Origin of the sequence: Novosphingobium silvae (genome assembly GCF_009856825.1) — a bacterium.
GTDB lineage: Bacteria > Pseudomonadota > Alphaproteobacteria > Sphingomonadales > Sphingomonadaceae > Novosphingobium > Novosphingobium silvae.
This window is the reverse complement of sequence record NZ_WVTD01000003.1, coordinates 28915-46741: the sequence shown is the minus strand read 5'-3', so window position 1 is coordinate 46741 and position 17827 is coordinate 28915. Positions and strand designations below refer to the sequence as shown.

At 65.5% G+C, this 17827-nt stretch carries 13 protein-coding genes; 6 read left to right on the top strand and 7 right to left on the bottom strand.

Annotated elements, in window-relative coordinates; all coding sequences use genetic code 11:
• Positions 1-34 precede the first annotated feature (34 nt).
• On the top strand, positions 35-355 hold the full coding sequence (gene trxA, locus GR702_RS05200; RefSeq protein WP_160984918.1) for a thioredoxin: 321 nt from the start codon (positions 35-37) through the stop codon (positions 353-355).
• A 70-nt stretch (positions 356-425) separates the two neighbouring features.
• Here the strand turns inward: trxA and GR702_RS05195 are convergent, their stop codons facing one another.
• The 4 genes from GR702_RS05195 to GR702_RS05180 all read right to left on the bottom strand — a co-directional run bounded on the left by GR702_RS05195 (position 426) and on the right by GR702_RS05180 (position 4288).
• Complete coding sequence (locus GR702_RS05195) at positions 426-1238, bottom strand: inositol monophosphatase family protein (protein WP_160984917.1); 813 nt, start codon at positions 1236-1238, stop codon at positions 426-428.
• A gap of 10 nt (positions 1239-1248) precedes the next feature.
• Complete coding sequence (locus GR702_RS05190) at positions 1249-1872, bottom strand: glutathione S-transferase family protein (RefSeq protein WP_160984916.1); 624 nt, start codon at positions 1870-1872, stop codon at positions 1249-1251.
• Positions 1873-1874: 2 nt separating this feature from the next.
• Complete coding sequence (argJ, locus tag GR702_RS05185; RefSeq protein WP_160984915.1) at positions 1875-3101, bottom strand: bifunctional glutamate N-acetyltransferase/amino-acid acetyltransferase ArgJ; 1227 nt, start codon at positions 3099-3101, stop codon at positions 1875-1877.
• Between the two features lie 158 nt (positions 3102-3259).
• Positions 3260-4288, bottom strand: coding sequence for an acyltransferase family protein (locus GR702_RS05180; RefSeq protein WP_160984914.1), 1029 nt, complete (start codon positions 4286-4288; stop codon positions 3260-3262).
• 158 nt (positions 4289-4446) lie between these two features.
• Between GR702_RS05180 and GR702_RS05175 the strand changes: the two genes are divergently transcribed.
• The 5 genes from GR702_RS05175 to GR702_RS05155 all read left to right on the top strand — a co-directional run bounded on the left by GR702_RS05175 (position 4447) and on the right by GR702_RS05155 (position 12891).
• Positions 4447-4722, top strand: coding sequence for a hypothetical protein (locus tag GR702_RS05175; protein WP_160984913.1), 276 nt, complete (start codon positions 4447-4449; stop codon positions 4720-4722).
• A 108-nt stretch (positions 4723-4830) separates the two neighbouring features.
• Entirely contained in the window at positions 4831-7590 is a 2760-nt protein-coding gene (gene secA / locus GR702_RS05170; protein WP_160984912.1) for a preprotein translocase subunit SecA, read from the top strand.
• A 167-nt stretch (positions 7591-7757) separates the two neighbouring features.
• Positions 7758-8609 carry an SDR family oxidoreductase gene (locus GR702_RS05165; protein ID WP_160984911.1) on the top strand — a complete coding sequence of 284 codons (852 nt, stop codon included), beginning with the start codon at positions 7758-7760 and terminating at the stop codon, positions 8607-8609.
• A gap of 74 nt (positions 8610-8683) precedes the next feature.
• The gene (locus GR702_RS05160) at positions 8684-11224 is read left to right on the top strand and encodes a TonB-dependent receptor (protein WP_160984910.1); all 2541 of its coding nucleotides are present in this window, start codon (positions 8684-8686) and stop codon (positions 11222-11224) included.
• Positions 11221-12891 carry an alkaline phosphatase D family protein gene (locus tag GR702_RS05155; RefSeq protein WP_160984909.1) on the top strand — a complete coding sequence of 557 codons (1671 nt, stop codon included), beginning with the start codon at positions 11221-11223 and terminating at the stop codon, positions 12889-12891. The genes GR702_RS05160 and GR702_RS05155 overlap by 4 nt, the downstream gene beginning before the upstream one ends.
• Positions 12892-13115: 224 nt before the next feature.
• Here GR702_RS05155 and GR702_RS05150 read toward each other — a convergent pair whose 3' ends face one another.
• The 3 genes from GR702_RS05150 to rbbA are packed head-to-tail and all read right to left on the bottom strand — an operon-like array spanning position 13116 to position 17820.
• Entirely contained in the window at positions 13116-13910 is a 795-nt protein-coding gene (locus GR702_RS05150; RefSeq protein ID WP_237449572.1) for a carbonic anhydrase, read from the bottom strand.
• Between the two features lie 18 nt (positions 13911-13928).
• Positions 13929-15059 (bottom strand): ABC transporter permease, encoded by a 1131-nt coding sequence (locus tag GR702_RS05145; protein ID WP_160984908.1) that lies wholly within the window; start codon positions 15057-15059, stop codon positions 13929-13931.
• A 1-nt stretch (position 15060) separates the two neighbouring features.
• Positions 15061-17820, bottom strand: a complete 2760-nt coding sequence (gene rbbA / locus GR702_RS05140) for a ribosome-associated ATPase/putative transporter RbbA (RefSeq protein ID WP_160984907.1) — start codon at positions 17818-17820, stop codon at positions 15061-15063.
• Positions 17821-17827 lie beyond the last annotated feature (7 nt).

Below are 17827 nucleotides of genomic sequence, written 5' to 3'. Positions count from 1 at the left end.
CCCCGCTTCGGGCCGTCTCCCAGGAGTGATTTCGATGTCCACCATTGCCGTTACCGACGCCAGCTTCGAGGATGACGTCCTCAAGTCCGACAAGCCCGTCCTCGTCGACTTCTGGGCGGACTGGTGCGGTCCGTGCAAGATGATCGCTCCCGCGCTTGAGGAGATTGGCGAGGAACTGGCGGACAAGGTGACCATCGCCAAGATGGACATCATGGCGAACACGGGCATTCCGGCGGAGATCGGTGTAAAGTCGATCCCGCTGCTGGTACTCTTCAAGGACGGCAAGCCCGTAGCCCAGAAGCTCGGCGCAGCGCCCAAGAATGCGCTGAAGGGCTGGCTCGAAGGCGAACTGTAATCGCCTGAGCCTTTATCGGCTATCGGGAAGGCCCCCGTCGCTAAAGCGCCGGGGGCTTTTTCGTTCAGGCTCAGCCAGGCATGTTCGCGACAAGCTCGGCGAACTGGTCCCACAAGGCGGGGCTGGATGCACCGATCAGATCGCGGCGTTCGTATTCATCCACCCGGTACGGACTGCCGTCCGGGCGGGCGGCCTTGCCTCCGGCCTCGTTCAGGAAGAGCACTCCCGCCGCGTGGTCCCAGGGAAGCGTGCGGTTGAACACCGATATGTCGTTCGTGCCCAGCACCAGCCGAGGGTACTGCTCGGCCGCGCAGCGCGGAATGTCGACGAGGCGGTAGTGCGGGGCAATGTGCGTGCAGACCTTTGCGCGGGCTGCCTCGTCGAGGAAGACTGTGGAGATGGCGGCGACTGGGGGATCTTCCCCCGTCGTGCGAGCGACAACACGCGTCCCGTCGATCCAGGCGCCACCCTTGGGTGCCGCCCGGCAGAAGCGTCCTGTGAGGCAGTCAAGGATCCAGCCCCCCAGGATATCGCCGCGATCGGCCAGCGCGACCAGCACCCCGAAAGGAGGTTTGCCTGCCGCGAAGTTGTTGGTGCCATCCAGCGGATCGACGATCCAGCAAAGCCCCTGCTTCAGGCGCTCCATCACCGAAGGATCGGCGAATACCGCTTCCTCGCCGACGACGGCGGCTTCCGGCAGGAGCGCGGCAAGGCGCTCCGTCAGCATCGCTTCGGCGTCGCGGTCGGCGACCGTGACGACATCGTCGGCCGCCTTGTTGTCGATGTCGCAGGCAGCCAGCGTGCGGTATCGCGGTACGATCGCCCGCTCGCTCGCTTCGCGCATGATCGCCTCTACGGCGGTGTTCAGGGCCGGGGTGGTCATGCCGGGTTCTTCATGTGAGGGGGATCATGACTTGCCGGGCAAAGCCCGGGCGGTCGCGGATGCGGGCGTACCATTCAGTCACGGCCGGAAACTCCGGCTTATCGAACGGTAGGCTGAACCAGGTGTAGGCATAGACGCCCATCGGGATATCGCCGATGCCGAACTGCCCGCCCGACAGCCACGGCGTCTCACCGAGGTACTTTTCAAGTACCGCAAGATGGCGGGCGCATTCAGACATTCCGGCTGCGATCGCCGCGTGGTCCCAATTTTCCCTGGCCGTACGGGCGAAGCTGAGGAACGGCGTGCGCTGCGCCTCGGCATAGCCGAACTGCCAATCCATCCACCGGTCGGCCATCGCCCGATCGATGGGGTCGCGGGGGAACCAGCGCTCACCGCCATATTCGGCGGCCATGTAGCGCAGGATCGTGTTCGATTCCCACAAGGCCACCTTGCCGTCCTCGATCATCGGCACGAGCCGGTTGGGGTTCCTGGCGAGGTAATCGTCGGTGTAGCCGAACTTGCCTCCAATATCGTGGCGCACGTAGTTCAGCCCAAGCTCCTCGGCGAACCAGGCGATCTTCTTGACGTTATGGGAGTTCAGACGCCCCCAGATGGTGAACGAAGGCGCCGCCATTCTCAACTCCGGTAGTCCGCGTTGATCGAGATGTAGCCGTGGGTCAGGTCGCAGGTCCAGACAGTCGCGCTTCCGTCTCCAAGGCCGAGATCGACCTCGATGGAGATGTCCTGTCCCCGCAGATGCTCGGCGACGGGCGCTTCGTCATAGTCGGCGAGCGGCACCCCCTCGCGCGCGGCCCACGTACCACCAAAGCCGATGGACAGCCGGTCGCGGTCGGCGGGTTCACCCGCCTTGCCCACCGCCATGACGACGCGGCCCCAGTTGGCATCTTCCCCTGCGATGGCGGTCTTGACGAGAGGCGAATTGGCGATGGCCAGCGCGACCTTGCGTGCACTCTCGTCGGTTACCGCGCCCGTGACGGTGACGGCGATGAATTTCTGCGCGCCCTCGCCATCGCGCACGACGAGGTGGGCAAGCTGCCTGCAAACGTCATGCACGGCCGCAGCGAAGGCGTGGGCTCCCGGGCTCTGGAACGAGGCGAGGGGCGCGTTGCCGGCGCGGCCGGTGGCGAAAGCGAGCACGGTGTCGCTTGTCGAGGTGTCCGAATCGACCGTGATGCACGAGAAGGTGCGCTCGTTCGCGGCCGAGAGGCAGGCCTGCAGGAACCCGGGTTCCACTGCGGCGTCGGTGAACAGGTAGCCCAGCATCGTCGCCATGTCCGGGGCGATCATGCCCGATCCCTTGATGATCGCGCTGATGGTGACCTCGATGTCGCCGATCATCGCCGTCGCCGTCGCACCCTTAGGGAAGGTATCGGTTGTGGCGATGGTGTTCGCCGCTTCCTCCCAGTTGCAGCGCTCCGCTTCGAGCGCCCGGGCGACGCCTTCGCGCGCCTTGTCCTTGGGCAGCGGCACGCCGATCACACCGGTGGACGAGACGAAGACCTGCGTCCGCTCGCAACCGAGGTGCCCGGCAACCTGGTCCATGATCTGCTCCACCGCCTCACGGCCGCGATAACCGGTGAAGGCATTGGAATTGCCCGCGTTCACCACCAGCGCGCGCGCGCGGCCGAACGCCACGTTCGCGCGGCCAAGCTCCACCTCGCTCGAACAGCACAGGTTCCTGGTGAAGACCCCGGCGACCGACGTGCCCTCGGCCAGTTCGACATAGGTCAGGTCGCAGCGGCCCCAGTCCTTGTACCCGGCGCGGACAATGCGAGGCGTGACGCCCGCGATGTCGGGAAGGGCGGGGAAGGGCGAGGCGAGCGGGGAAACGGGATGGGCCATGGCGGGGTGCCTAACGGCTGGATACGGCAGGTCAAGGGAGCTTGGCGGCGGCGATCGCTCAGGGGTCTGCCAAGCCTGCCAAGTGTTCGCGCGCTGGTGAGTGCGAGCGTGGCGCGTGCCCGCTCGTTCCCGCAGGAGAACATCATTTGCCATTGCGCTCAGGCGCCCTCGGCGACCCTACGGCGGTTATTGAACACCGCACTCAGGCGGCCCGACGTCGCTGCGGCAAGGGCGGCGGCGATCAGGATGGCCATCGCTACTCCCGCCAGTCTCCCCGTTGCGCCGCCAAGCTGGTCTGCCGCATTAAGGATCGGGAAGTGGACGGCGTAGAGGGGAAAGGAAATGCTCCCCAACGCTGCGAGCGGCCGCTCTCCGGCCTGCGAGGGCGTGGCGCTCGCGGCGACCCAGAAGAGGGCGGGGAATACCGCCAGGATGACGAACGCATCGCCAAGCCACGTCGGCACGGGTGCGAGGGGAAGCACGGCGATCGCAACGACCGGCGCCGCCAGCGCTATGCGCCAGTCCGCGAGGGGCACGGGTCGGCGGACTTTCCAGACGCGGGCGAGCACGATGCCCAGCACATAGGACCAGCCCGCACGCAGCAGGCCCGCCGGCAGCTGCAGGATACCCGAGCCGAGATCGCCGGAGCCCTCCCATGCGAACGCGGCGGCCAGGCCGATCGCGCAAGCGCCGGCCAGGGCGGCAAGCCCGGCTGTGGAGACACGGTGGAGCCAGCGCGCGTGGACGGCGTTGGCGATAAGCTCAACCATCAGCGACCACTGCGGCGGATTGAGCGGGAACATCGTTGCCATCGGCAGCGGGATCATGGCGAGCGAAACCACCAGCGTCAGCACGCAGGCGAGAACCGGATAGTCACGTCCCAGGATTGCGGCAAAGCCCAGCACCGTCCCGGCAGCGACCATCGGGAAGAAGCGGCGCAAGCGCTGGCGCACGAAGGGACCGGCTCCAAGGCCAGCGGCGAAGCGCTGCTCCAGGGCAAGCGCAAGCACGAAGCCGGAGAGCAGGAAGAACAGGTCGACCAGCAGGTAGCCGCGCGGGAATGCAAGGCCAAGGCCGCCGAGGTCGGCATGGAAAAGGATCACGCCCACTGCGGCAAGCCCGCGCAGGCCGTCAAGCAGGACGAGCCGCCGAGAATGATAGTGGGTGTCGGTCGCGGCCTGTCGCATCGCCCGCATGCTAACCCCACAAGGTAAAGACCAGGTTAGCCGCGGTGGTATTGCACCCGGCCTCGGCGATGGCGATGTTGCGGTTCCCTAGGCATCCATTTGCGTCCCCGCACGGTTCGCGGTGGACAGCGGCAGGCGGCGCCCCTATCTGATCCGGCATGGCCCACCGCCTGCTTCTGACCCTGCTTGCCCTGCTTACGGGCCTGGCCGCACAGATCGGCCCGGCCGAGGCACGTGCATCGCACGTGGCGGACATGCAGCTCGTTGCTCCGCACGAACTGGCGACGACCAAGGCGCCGCGCGCTCCGGCCGGTCTGGCGCGGTTGCCGGGACCGGGATCGCGCACCTCGCGTCTTCATGCTCCCTTGCCTGTGGCCCGTGTGCCGGTTGCAGTGGCGACGGTGTTCACCGGGATCGACCGCGCGCGCGAATAAGGCGCAGCCGCTACACTTCGCCTCCTCGCGAGCTTCTCGACGCGCCCGGCTGTTTCGGGGCGCGCACTTCGATCATACGCAATCACGAAAACACAGGGGTTCACCGCCATGCTCGGCGCACTCGTCAAGTCCATCTTCGGCTCGTCCAACGAGCGATACGTCAAGTCGCTCGACAAGATCGTCGGGCAGATCAATGCTTTCGAGCCCGTCCTTGAAGCCATGAGCGACGAGGAACTTGCGGCTCAGACCCCCAAGTTCCGCGAGATGCTGGCGAACGGCTCCACGCTCGACGACCTGCTGCCCGAAGCCTTCGCAACCGTGCGCGAGACATCGAAGCGCGTGTTCGGCATGCGCCACTTCGACGTGCAGCTGATCGGCGGCATGGTGCTCCATCGCGGTGAAATCGCAGAAATGCGCACGGGCGAGGGCAAGACGCTGGTGGCCACCACCGCCACTTATCTCAACGCGCTGGAAGGCAAGGGCGTCCACGTCGTCACCGTGAACGACTATCTCGCCCGCCGCGACGCGGAGCAGATGGAGAAGCTGCATGGCTTCCTCGGTCTCACCGTGGGCGTGATCGTGCCCAACCTCAACGAGTGGGAACGCCGCGAGGCCTATGCCGCCGACATCACGTACGGCACCAACAACGAGTTCGGTTTCGACTACCTGCGCGACAACATGAAGCACGAGCGCAGCCAGATGGTGCAGCGCCCTTTCAACTTCGCGATCGTCGACGAGGTGGACTCCATCCTCATCGACGAGGCGCGCACGCCGCTCATCATCTCGGGCCCGACCGACGACAAGAGCGAGCTTTACGTCCAGGTCGATGCGATCGTGAAGCAGCTGGTCCCGGAGGACTACGAGGCGGACGAGAAGACCAAGAACATCTCGCTCACCGAGGACGGCGTCGAGAAGGCAGAGCGCATGCTCGAAGCCGCCGGCCTGCTCGAAGGGTCGAACCTCTACGACGTCGAGAACACGCAGGTGGTCCACCATCTCGACCAGGCGCTCAAGGCGGTGGTCATGTTCAAGCGCGACACCGACTACATCGTGAAGGACGACAAGGTCGTCATCATCGATGAGTTCACAGGGCGCATGATGGACGGCCGCCGCTGGTCCAACGGCCTCCATCAGGCGGTCGAGGCCAAGGAAGGCGTGCGCATCGAGCCCGAGAACCAGACGCTCGCCTCGATCACGTTCCAGAACTACTTCCGCATGTATCCCAAGCTTTCGGGCATGACCGGCACCGCCGCGACCGAAGCGGGCGAGTTCTACGACATCTACAAGATGAACGTCGTCACCATCCCCACGAACGTGCCGGTGCAGCGCATCGACGAGGAGGACGAGTTCTACAAGAACACGCTCGACAAATTTGCCGCCATCGCCAAGCTGATCCGCGAGAAGAACGAGAAGGGCCAGCCTGTGCTGGTGGGCACCGTTTCGATCGAGAAGTCGGAACTGCTGTCGGACTTCCTCAACAAGGAAGGCGTCAAGCACTCGGTCCTGAATGCGCGCTTCCACGAGATGGAAGCGCACATCGTCGCGCAGGCAGGCTCGCTCGGCGCCGTGACCATCGCCACCAACATGGCGGGCCGCGGCACCGACATCCAGCTTGGCGGCAACATCGAATTCCGGGTCGAGGACGAGCTTCGCGACATGGCCGAGGGGCCGGAACGCGACGCCGCCCTGGCGAAGATCAAGGCCGAAGTCGCCGAGCAGAAGCGCCTCGTCCTCGAGGCCGGCGGCCTGTGCGTTATCGGTACCGAGCGTCACGAAAGCCGCCGCATCGATAACCAGCTGCGCGGCCGTTCGGGCCGCCAGGGCGATCCGGGCATGTCGAAGTTCTACCTCTGCCTTGAGGACGACCTGCTGCGCATCTTCGGGCCGGACACGCTGTTTTCGAAGATGATGAACAACAACCTCGCCGATGGTGAGGCGATCGGCTCGAAGTGGCTGTCCAAGGCCATCGAAACCGCGCAGAAGAAGGTAGAGGCGCGCAACTACGAGGTGCGCAAGCAGGTCGTCGAGTACGACGACGTGATGAACGACCAGCGCAAGGTCATCTACGAGCAGCGCGCCGACATCATGGACGCCGAGACGGTGGACGATGTCGTCCTCGACATGCGTCATGACACGGTGAACGCGATCGTCGCCGATGCCTGCCCGCAGGGCTCCTATCCCGAGCACTGGAAGGTGGACGAACTCAAGGAGCGCGCGAAGGACGTGCTCGGCATCGACATTCCGCTCGACGCCTGGATCGAGGAAGACGGCCTCGAACCCGACGAGATCGAGGAGCGCATCTCGGCGATGGCGGACGCGCACATGAACGAGAAGATGGCGAAGGACGATCCGGCAATCTGGCGCCAGATCGAGAAGTCCATCCTGCTCGACCGGCTCGACCACTACTGGAAGGAGCACCTCGCAACGCTCGACGCGCTGCGCCAGGTGGTCTTCCTGCGCGCCTACGCCCAGAAGACGCCGATCAACGAGTACAAGCAGGAAGCGTTCAGCCTGTTCGAGCGCATGCTCGATACCATCCGCGAGGACGTGACGCGCATCATCTCCGTCAGCGAACTGCGCATGCCCGAGCCTGTGCAGCTGCCCGAACTGCCCGATTTCCTGACCGGTCACATCGATCCCTTCACCGGCCTCGACAACTCGAACGACGGCGATGGTTCGGCCCTCAACCCGGAGCTGTTCGGCAGCTTCGCCGGCAGTCCGCAAGGTGTGACTGACGGCGTACCCGCCGCAGCCGATGGCGCAGGCCCCGACGGCGACCCTTTCGCCGGCCTTGAAATCAGCCGCAACGCGCCTTGCCCCTGCGGCTCGGGCAACAAGTACAAGCACTGTCACGGCGCTCTCGTCTGATCCATTGATCGCGGGGTGAAGGGCGCTGTCCGGCGAAAGCCGGGCGGCGCCTTTTCGCGTGAAGCCCTTCCATGGGCCTTCGTCTCGTTGCGCAGCGGCGACGAACCGTCGGGCGGGCCGAAACTCTCCGATGCTCCCTTCGTTGCTTTGCGCGAAGGAGATGCACGATGACCGACAATGCCGAAATGATCCATGAGGATGGCCTGCCCGGGCACGAGAGCCAGCTTGAACCCAAGCCCGAGTGGCAGCCGCGCTATTCTGGCTCGGGGCGGCTGGCCGGCAAGGTCGCGATCATCACCGGGGCGGACAGCGGCATCGGGCGTGCTGTCGCTGCGCTTTACGCGCGCGAAGGTGCCGACATCGCGATCGTGTACATTCTCGAGGACGACGATGCGGCCGAAACCAAGCGCATCGTTGAAAGCGAGGGGCGCCGAGCCATCACCATCAAAGCTGACGTCGGCTCACGCAAGATGTGCAGCCGGATCGTGGAGGAGACGCTCACGGCGTTCGGCAAGGTCGACATCCTCGTCAACAACGCGGGCGAGCAGCACCCCGACAAGGAGATCACCGACATCACCGAGGAGCAGTTGCTGCGCACCTTCCAGACCAACATCTTCGGCATGTTCTACATGGTCCAGGCCGTGCGTCCGCACCTGAAGTCGGGCGCGGCGATCGTGAACTGCACCAGCGTCACGATGTACAAGGGCAGCAGGGAACTCCTGGATTACAGCTCCACCAAGGGAGCCATCACGGCGTTCACGCGCTCGCTTTCGGAAAACCTTATCGAGCATGGCATCCGCGTGAACGCGGTGGCGCCCGGTCCGATCTGGACGCCGCTGAACCCCTGCGGCGGCGCGAGCGAGGAGAAGCTGGCGACTTTCGGCGAGGATACGCCCATCGGTCGTCCCGGCCAGCCGAACGAGGTGGCGCCTTCGTTCCTGTTCCTCGCCTGCGAGGATGCCAGCTACATGACCGGTCAGGTCCTCCATCCCAATGGCGGCATCATCGTAAACGGCTGACGGCATACTCGAAATCTGTCATTGCATGTTCATGACCGGCACCTAGTTGGGCCCCCGAAAGGGGACTCAACATCATGAAAACTCGCGCATTCGCACTCGCGGCGGTCAGCCTGCCGGCGCTGCTTCCCGCCATGGCGCAGGCACAGGCGGCGAGCACCGGGGGCGGTGGCAGCGACATCATCGTCACCGCCCAGCTGCGCGAGCAGGATCCGATCGAGGTGCCGATCACGCTGAGCATGGTAGGCGAACGGGACCTCGACCGCCTCGGTATCGACGAGTTCGACGAACTTTCGCGCTACGTGCCCGGGTTCAAGGTGCAGAACCAGTCGCCGAACAATCCGGGCTTCGTGATGCGTGGCATCACTTCGGACAGCGGCACGGCGTTCAACGAGCCGCGCGTCTCCGTCTTCCAGGACGGTGTGTCGATCTCGAAGTCGCGCGGCTCCTACGTCGAACTGTTCGACATCGAACGCGTGGAGATCGCCAAGGGACCGCAGTCGACGCTCTATGGCCGCGGCGCGCTCATCGGCGCCGTGAACGTGATCCAGAACAAGGCGCGGCTCGACCGCTACGAGGTTGCAGGCGAAGCGTCCTACGGCAACTACGACGCATGGTCGGTGGAAGGCATGGCCAATGCCCCGCTGAACGATGACATGGCGGTCCGCGTCGCCGGTCGGATCCGCAAGCGCGACGGCTACGTCGAGAACCTGCTGGGAGGTGCTGACTTCAATTCGGTCGATACCCGTGCTGTGCGCGGTAGCTTCCATGGACGCAGCGGCGGCCTGACTTTCGACCTCATCGGCAACTACCAGAAGGACACGCCGAACGGCACCGCCTTCAAGTCCATCGCCTACAGCCCGACCGATCCTGCGACAGGTGCGGTGATCGGCACGCGCGGCCGCAACAGTGCGGCGGCGCTCGCTCCCGGCGCCGGCTTCGAGGGTGGCAAGGGCCTTGGCCTGGACCGCCAGGTCTGGGGCGTGACCGGCATTGCGAATCTGGAGATCAGCGATCGCTTCACGCTGACTTCCACTACCGCATACCGCCGCTTCGACGCGCTCGAGATCTTCGATGCAGACGGCCTCTCGCTGCCGATCCTGACTGCGGGCGAGGATGCACGGGGTCAGCAGACCAGCCAGGACTTCCGCCTGACTTTCGAGGACGGCCCGATCACCGCCGTCCTGGGCGGCAGCTATTTCCATGAGACCGGAACGCAGCGCACTCCCGCGCAGTTCGACGAGCGCATGGTGCTTGGCCGCCTGGCTGGCGTGCTGAACGGCGGCGGCGTCATTCCCGGGCGCCCGGCCACTGACCCGGCTCCCGCCGCGCTGTTCTCCAGCCCTGCTTTCACCGGCGCACTCCTGCAGGGCGTGGCCGCAAGCTACGGCGTGCCGCTTTCGGCAGCGCAGGCGCAGGCCATCGGTGCGAACCTGAAGCCCACTCACCTGGAAACCTCGACGAACGGCGCCACCACGCGCGCCTTCGACGTCTTCGGCGACGTGACTATCCGCGTCACCGATTCCTTCGAGATCGACGGCGGCTTGCGCTATTCGCATGACGACAAGACCAGTACGTTCAGTTCGGCAGTGGTCAACGGCCGCTCGGTTCTGGGTGGATTGATCGGCGCGTTGAGCCAGCCCGCCGCTGTGCGAACCGCTCTGCTGCAGGCGCTTGCGGTGCCGGGCGCGGCCTCGATCCCGCCTTCCGCCGCCTACCCCGTGCCGCTGTTCGGCCTCGGCACCCAGCCAACCGCCGGCAACGGCGGCGTGGACGAGGACAGCCTGAAGAACGGCGGTTTCTCGTGGCGTCTCAGCGCCCGCTATGCTCCGGGCGCGGACAGCAGCATCTATGCGACTTACGCGCGCGGACGCCGCCCGGCGGTCCTGTCCGCCAGCGCTCCCTCGACGCCGACCGGACCCACTCGCTTCTCGGTGCTTGATCCCGAAACGGTCGACAGCTTCGAACTGGGCGCCAAGACCGCGCTGATGAACCGCACCCTGTTCCTGGACGGGGCGGCGTTCTTCTACCAGTACGACAACTTCCAGACCACCGTGCAGCAGGGCACGCAGTTCGTGCTGACCAACGCGGGCAAGGCGGAAAGCTACGGCTTCGAAGGCCAGGTGCGCTGGGTGCCGAGCGACGCGCTGACCCTCTTTGCGAACTATGCCTGGAACCACAGCCGCTTCAAGGCAGGGGTGCGCGAGGGCAATCGCTTCCGCCTCTCGCCCGACCACAGCGCCTCGTTCGGTGCCATGGCCTCGCTTCCTGCAGGACCGGGACGCGTGGTCTTCACGCCCAGCGTCACCTGGCAGTCCAAGGTCTTCTTCGACGACGACAACGATCGGCCGGACCTGCAGCAACCGCCCGCCGCGCTGGTGGCCGACAATCTTCAGGACGAGGTCCAGGGTGGATACGCCCTTGTCAACGCACGCCTTGGCTACGAGGCGGCCGACGGCGGCTGGCGGGTGGAAGGCTTCATCGAGAACGCTTTCGACAAGAAGTACATCATGGACGCGGGCAATACCGGCGACAGCCTTGGCCTGCCCACCTTCATCGCCGGTGCGCCGCGCTTCTATGGCATCTCGGCAAGCTTCCGCTTCGGAGCCGACAAGTGAGGGTGAACCGGCGCGCGGCGCTCGCCGCTCTTGGTGCAGGCGCAGTCCTGCCGCAGATGGCTTCGGCCGCGCGGCAGGCGGGCGGCACCTTCGACCACGGAGTTGCCAGCGGCGACCCGCACTCCGCGGGTGCCGTGCTCTGGACCCGCGTCACACCGGCGGACGGGACGGGCAGCGATGCCATACCCGTGCGCTGGCACGTGACTGCAGGAGAGGGCGGCAAACCGGTGGAGAGCGGCACGGCCCACGCGCGCGCCGCGCGTGACTTCACCGTCAAGGTCGAGCCGCAGGGATTGAAGCCCGGGTTGGAGTATCGCTACTGGTTCGAACTTGCCGACGGCACGCGCTCGCCTACGGGCCGCTTCCGCACGCTTGCGCGCGGACACGCGGAAAAGGTCGTGCTGGCGGTCGTGTCCTGCCAGCTCTACCCGGGCGGCTTTTTCACCGCCTACGATGACATAGCGCGGCAGGAGAGCCTCGACGCGGTCGTGCATCTGGGCGACTACATCTATGAATATGGCGCGGATGGCTATGGCGCAGGCATCGGGCAGAAACTCGGCCGCGTGGTGGAGCCTGCGCACGAAATCGTCACGCTGGCCGACTATCGCATCCGCCACGCGCAGTACAAGCGCGACGCGAGCTTGCAGGCCGCTCATGCCAGGGCTGCGTTCATCTGCGTTTGGGACGATCACGAGACGGCCAACGATGCTTGGACGGGCGGCGGCGAGAACCACCAGCCCGCTACCGAGGGGGACTGGTCTGCGCGCAAGGCTGCCGCGATGCAGGCCTATTTCGAGTGGATGCCCATCCGCGACCCACGCGGCGGCGATCCGTGGGAGGCGATCAACCGCAGCTTCGACTTCGGCGATCTCGCAAGCCTCATGATGGTCGAGACGCGGCTTCTCGCCCGGTCCGAGCAGGCCGGCTTCAAAGGCGAGACGCCCGGCGCCTCGCAGATCGCAGGCGTTCTTGCCGAGCGGAACCGGGCGGACCGCGAGATGCTGGGCGAGCCTCAGCGCGCCTGGCTCGAAAAAGAGCTTGCCGCTTCCGTCGCCGCGGGCAAGCGCTGGCAGGTGCTAGGCAACCAGGTTGTCATGGCGCGCGTCAACGGACCCGACATGGCAAAGCTTTTCGGAGCCGAAAAGGCCGCGGCGATGATCGGTACCCTCGATCCGGCAACACGTGCGCAGGTCGAAGCCTCGCAAGTCGGCTTTCGCGCCGGTCTGCCCTACAACCTCGACGCCTGGGACGGGTATCCCGCGGCTCGCGAGCGGCTGTATCGCAGCATCCGCAAGACCGGCGCGACGCCGCTCGTTCTTGCGGGCGACAGTCATGCCTTTTGGGCCAACGAACTGAAGGACGACGCCGGCGCTCCGGTGGGAGTGGAGTTCGGCACGTCAGCGATCAGCAGCCCCTCGGTGGGCGACGCCATTCCGGCTCTGCCGCTTGGCGACCTGCTCGAGAAGGTCAGCCCGGAAGTCCGCTTCTGCGACCAGCGGGCCAAGGGCTACATCCGCCTCACCCTCACACACGAGGGTGCGCAGGGCGAATACGTAGCGATGTCCAGCATTTTCGAGCCGAAAGCCACCGCCCGCACCATCGCGCGGGTGACGGTGCCTGCTGGCGGACGGACCCTTCAACTGGAACGGGTCCAGTCGAAAGCCTGACTCAGGATGAAGGCCGGCCGGTTTCCCAGAGGCGCCGGCCGGCGCCGCGCCGCGGTTCCGAGTTACGGGGGCAATGATCGCGAGAATGGCGACAGTAGCGAAAACAAGCTTCAGGCGTGACAAGCCGAGCGCTCGACTGATGTCACGTGATCTTGCGATCTCGCTATACTGCCGCCCCTCAGGCGCCGCCTATCACATGCGATTGTTGCGCGTTTGACAGGAGATCATCGTGGCGTCTTCTGACGCAGCGCTGCGGGGATGGGCAGGAGTTCCACCTTACTGGTCGCGACATCGTAGACGGCGGGCACCACCGTCAGCTTGCCGTCCTTTACGGCGGTTTCGATCACGGTGGAGGAATTAATCAGCGTGGCGGCGTGGATCACCGCGTTCTGGCGGGTCACGGCCATCGGGTCGTCGCGCTGGCTCATGTAGATCGCCGGCAGGATTGAAGGGAACAGGGCGCTGACCTGTCCCGGCACCTCCGGATTCTGCATGGCCGCCTTGATCGCGCCGCAGTTGGAATGGCCCATCACGACGATAGCCTTGATGCCCAGCACCGCAACGCCGTATTCGAGGCTGGCGATGATCTCTGGCGTGGTGATGTTGCCCGCCACCCGCGTGACGAACAGGCGGCCGATGGGTTCATCGAAGACCATCTCCACGGGCACCCGCGAATCCGCGCAGGACAGCACCCCGACGCTCGGCCACTGGCCCTCCGCCGCGCGGGCGCGGATGATAGCGAGGTCCTTGGTGTGCGCGGTGGGTGCGCCCGCGACGAAGCGGGTATTGCCGGCCATGATCTCAGCCATGGCCTGTTCCGGGGTGATGGCGGCGTTCGCCTCTGCCCCGGCGGCGGCGGCGTCCATGCCCGAAAACGCGAGGGGAGCGACGATGCCGGTCGCGGCAAGCGCGCCAAGCACCTGGCGTCGCGAGGGCCCGCAGTCGCAGGCGTCAGATGGTGTGATGCCCCGAGTGGAAACGGGCGACGGAACGGTAGAAAGCGCATTGCTGTCAGTCATCGTTACCTCCTTGCAGCGTCAGGCCATGGAACTGATCGTCGATCTGAAGCGGGCGAGAGCGATGAGGAAGAAGGCTACGCCGATGGCGATAGTGGCGGCGAACTCGGGCCAGACGACGTCTAGCCCGGCGCCGCGGAAGAGGATCGCCTGGCCCAGCTTCACGAAGTGAGTGGTCGGCGCCACCAGCATGACGTCCTGCACCAGCTGCGGCATCGATTCGCGCGGCGTGCTTCCGCCGGAAAGCATCTGCAGCGGCAGCAGAACAAGGATCATGAGCATGCCGAACTGCGGCATGTTGCGCGCAATCGTCGCGAGGAAGATGTCCATCGAGGTGGTGGAGAACAGCACCAGCGCCGCGCCTGTGAAAAAGAGCGGCAGCGATCCCGCGATGGGCACGTGCATCAGCGCCTGGACGACGAGGTTGATCGACAGGGCCGACGCGAGCAGCACGACGAGCGCCATCGACCAGACCTTGGACATCATGATTTCGAACGGGGTCACCGGCATCACCAGCAGATGCTCGATCGTGCCGTGCTCACGCTCGCGGATCAGCGCGGCGCCGGTGAGAATGATCGAGAGCATGGCGATCTGGTTGATGATCTGCGCCAGCGCCCCGAACCACGACCGGTTGAGCGTAGGGTTGAAGCGGGCTCTGATCGCAAGGTCCACCTGTGGCACCGTGTTGGTGCGCATGCGGTTGACGAACTCGTTCACCTCGCCGTTGACGATCTGCTGGATATAGCCGCTACCGGTGAAGGCCTGGCTCATTCGCGTGGCGTCGGTGTTGAGCTGGACTTCGGCGCCCCGGCCTGCGAGCACGTCGCGCTGAAAGCCATGGGGGATATGCAGCACGAAAGTGAAGTCGCCTGCATCCATGCCGGGGTCGACCTCTTGCGGGCTGATCATCCTGGGCGGCACGAATTGCGGTGGATAGAAGGCAGAGACAATCCGCAGCGACAATGGGGACTCGTCCTCGTCCACGATGGCGATGGCGGCGTTGTGCAGCGTCTCTGGCGTCGAGTTGGCGGAGGTGTAGACCGATACCGTGAACGTGAAGACGATCAGCACCAGCATGATAGGATCGCGCCACAGGCTCCACAGCTCCTTCACGCCGAGCCGATAGATGTTGGAGAGCATGGGAGCCGGCATGTCAGGCGTCCTGTTTCTTCAGGAGCAGGATGGCGAGCCCGACGATCACCGGGGCAGAGATCGCCAGCGGCACCAGCGATCCGGCAACGTCGGAAAAGCCCAGCGCCTTTGCGAAGATGCCGCGGCTGATGGTGAACATGTGGCTCGCTGGGTAGATTTCACCCATGATCCGCGCCCCGCCCTCCATCGACGAGACCGGGTCGGTCATGCCGCCAAAGGTCGTCGCCGGGATCATCGTGCCGATCATCGCAAGGAACATCGCCGCGATTTGGCTGCGCGTCAGCGCCGAAGCGAGCAGCCCCATGCCTGTGGCGGAGACGCAGTAGATCGTCGCTGCAAGCAGCAGCGTCAGAAAGCTGCCTTTCACCGGCACTCCGAACACGAATAACGCCATCATCACCATGAGCAGGAAGTTGATGAGCGCCAGCGCTACGTAAGGTGCTTGCTTGCCGAGCATGAACTCGGTGCGGGTGACGGGCGTTACGTAGAGGTTGATGATGGAACCGATTTCCTTTTCCCGCACAACAGCCAGCGCGGTCAGCATCGCGGGCAGCATCAGCAGCAGCAGCGGGATCACGAGGGGCACCATCGCGGGCAGGCTCTGCACGTCCGGGTTGTAGCGATAGCGGTTCTCCAGCGTGAACGTGCCGACGCTCGAGCCTGATCGTCGGCGCGCCTGCTCGGCCAGCCAGTGCTGGTGCAGCCCCTGTATATAGCCCTGCACCGTCTCGGCGCGCTGGGGGTTGGCGCCGTCGAACCAGGCGCCGATCGCTGTCGGCCTTCCGGCGGCGACATCGCGTCCGAAACCGGGCGGAATTTCTATCGCCAGCGACAGTTCGCCGTTCTGCAGTCGCAATTCGAGATCGTCATAGCTGAGGATCGGCGCGTGTTCTCGGAAGTAGGTGGAGCCGGAGATGTCGAGCGCGTAGTTTTCGCTGAGCGCGGTGCCGTCCCGGTCGAGCACGGCGTAGGACAGTTCGTTGATATCCGTCGTCATCCCGAAGCCGATCACCAGCATCAGGATCAGCGATCCGACCAGCGCCAGTGTTGCGCGGACGGGGTCGCGCTGCAGTTCCAGCGATTCGCGCCAGGCGTAAGTCAGGCAGCGCTGGAAGCTGAACCCGCCCCCGGTCTGGGGATGAGCGCTCGTGTGCCCGGATGCCGCGTCTCCGGATGCAGGAAGCGCACCGTCCGCCTGCCGCGTGTCGCCGCCCGCATCGACGAGATAGCCGATGAACGCCTCCTCAAGGTCGGCGGCTCCGCGCTTGTCGATGAGGTTCTGCGGCGCGTCGCTGTCGAGCACGTGTCCGGCATGCATCATCGACATGCGATCGCAGCGCATCGCCTCGTTCATGAAGTGGGTGGAGATGAAGATCGTCACCTTGTCGCGCCGTGAAAGGCTCACGAGCAAGCGCCAGAACCCGTCGCGCGCGACAGGATCGACGCCCGATGTCGGCTCGTCGAGGATCAACAGCTCGGGGCGGTGAACCATCGCAACGGCAAGGCTGAGGCGCTGGCGCATGCCGAGCGGCAGGCTGTCGGGCAGTTCCTCCATCACATGGATGAGATCGAAACGTTCGGCCATCTCCTCCACGCGTGCCGGAATGTCGGCCGCCGGGACGTGGAACAGCCGCGCGTGGAGTTCCAGGTTCTGCCGCACCGTCAGTTCGCCGTAGAGCGAGAACGCCTGGCTCATGTAGCCGACGCGGCTGCGGGTGGAGATATCGCTGGAGTCGACTTCCTTGCCGAACAGCCAAGCCTTGCCCTCCGTCGCGGGCAGCAGGCCGGTGAGCATCTTCATCGTGGTCGACTTGCCGCAGCCGTTGGAGCCGAGGAAGCCGAAGATCTCCCCCCGGCGAATCCGGAAGCTGACGTGATCGACGGCGGTGAAGTCCCCGAAGCGCATCGTCAAGCCCTGCGCCTCGATGGCGATGTCATCCTCGTCTGCCTGAAGAGGCGGGATCACCACAGCCGTGTGCCCGCGCTTCTTCTCTTCCGGCAGCAGCGCGATGAAGGCGTCTTCCAGCGATGTCGTGCCGGTGCGCGCGAAGATTTCCTGCGGGGTTCCGGTATCCAGCACGTTGCCGTCGTCCATCGCCACCAGCCAGTCGAAGCGCTGGGCCTCGTCCATGTAGGCGGTCGCCACGACGACGCTCATGGCGCCTTGCGTCTTGCGGATGTCGGCGATGAGATCCCAGAACTGCGCGCGGGCGAGCGGATCGACGCCGGTGGTGGGCTCGTCAAGGATGAGCAGGTCCGGGTCGTGGATCAGCGCGCAGCACAGCCCGAGCTTCTGCTTCATGCCGCCCGAGAGCTTGCCCGCCGGACGCAACAGAAAGGGATCGAGCCCGGTCGCGCGGGTCAGCTCGTCGATGCGGCGGCGGCGCTCGGGGCCGTCATGGCCGAACAGGCGGCCGAAGAACTGCAGGTTCTCCTCGACGGAAAGGGTGGGGTAGAGGTTCTTGCCTAGCCCCTGCGGCATGTAGGCGATGCGGGGACACACGGCGAGGCGGTGCGCCTTGTCACGCATATCGCCGCCGAGCACCCGGACTTCGCCCTCCTGCACCTGCCGGGCGCCCGAGACGAGGGAGAGGAGGCTGGACTTACCAACCCCATCGGGGCCGATCATGCCGATCATCAGCCCGGCTGGAATGTCGAGGTCGATCCCGCGCAGCGCCTCGGTCTTGCCGTAGCGCAGGCGAACTCCCGATAACCGGACGACGGGGTTGGCCGGGACGGCGGGAGCCTCGGGCGAAGTCACGCTCCGC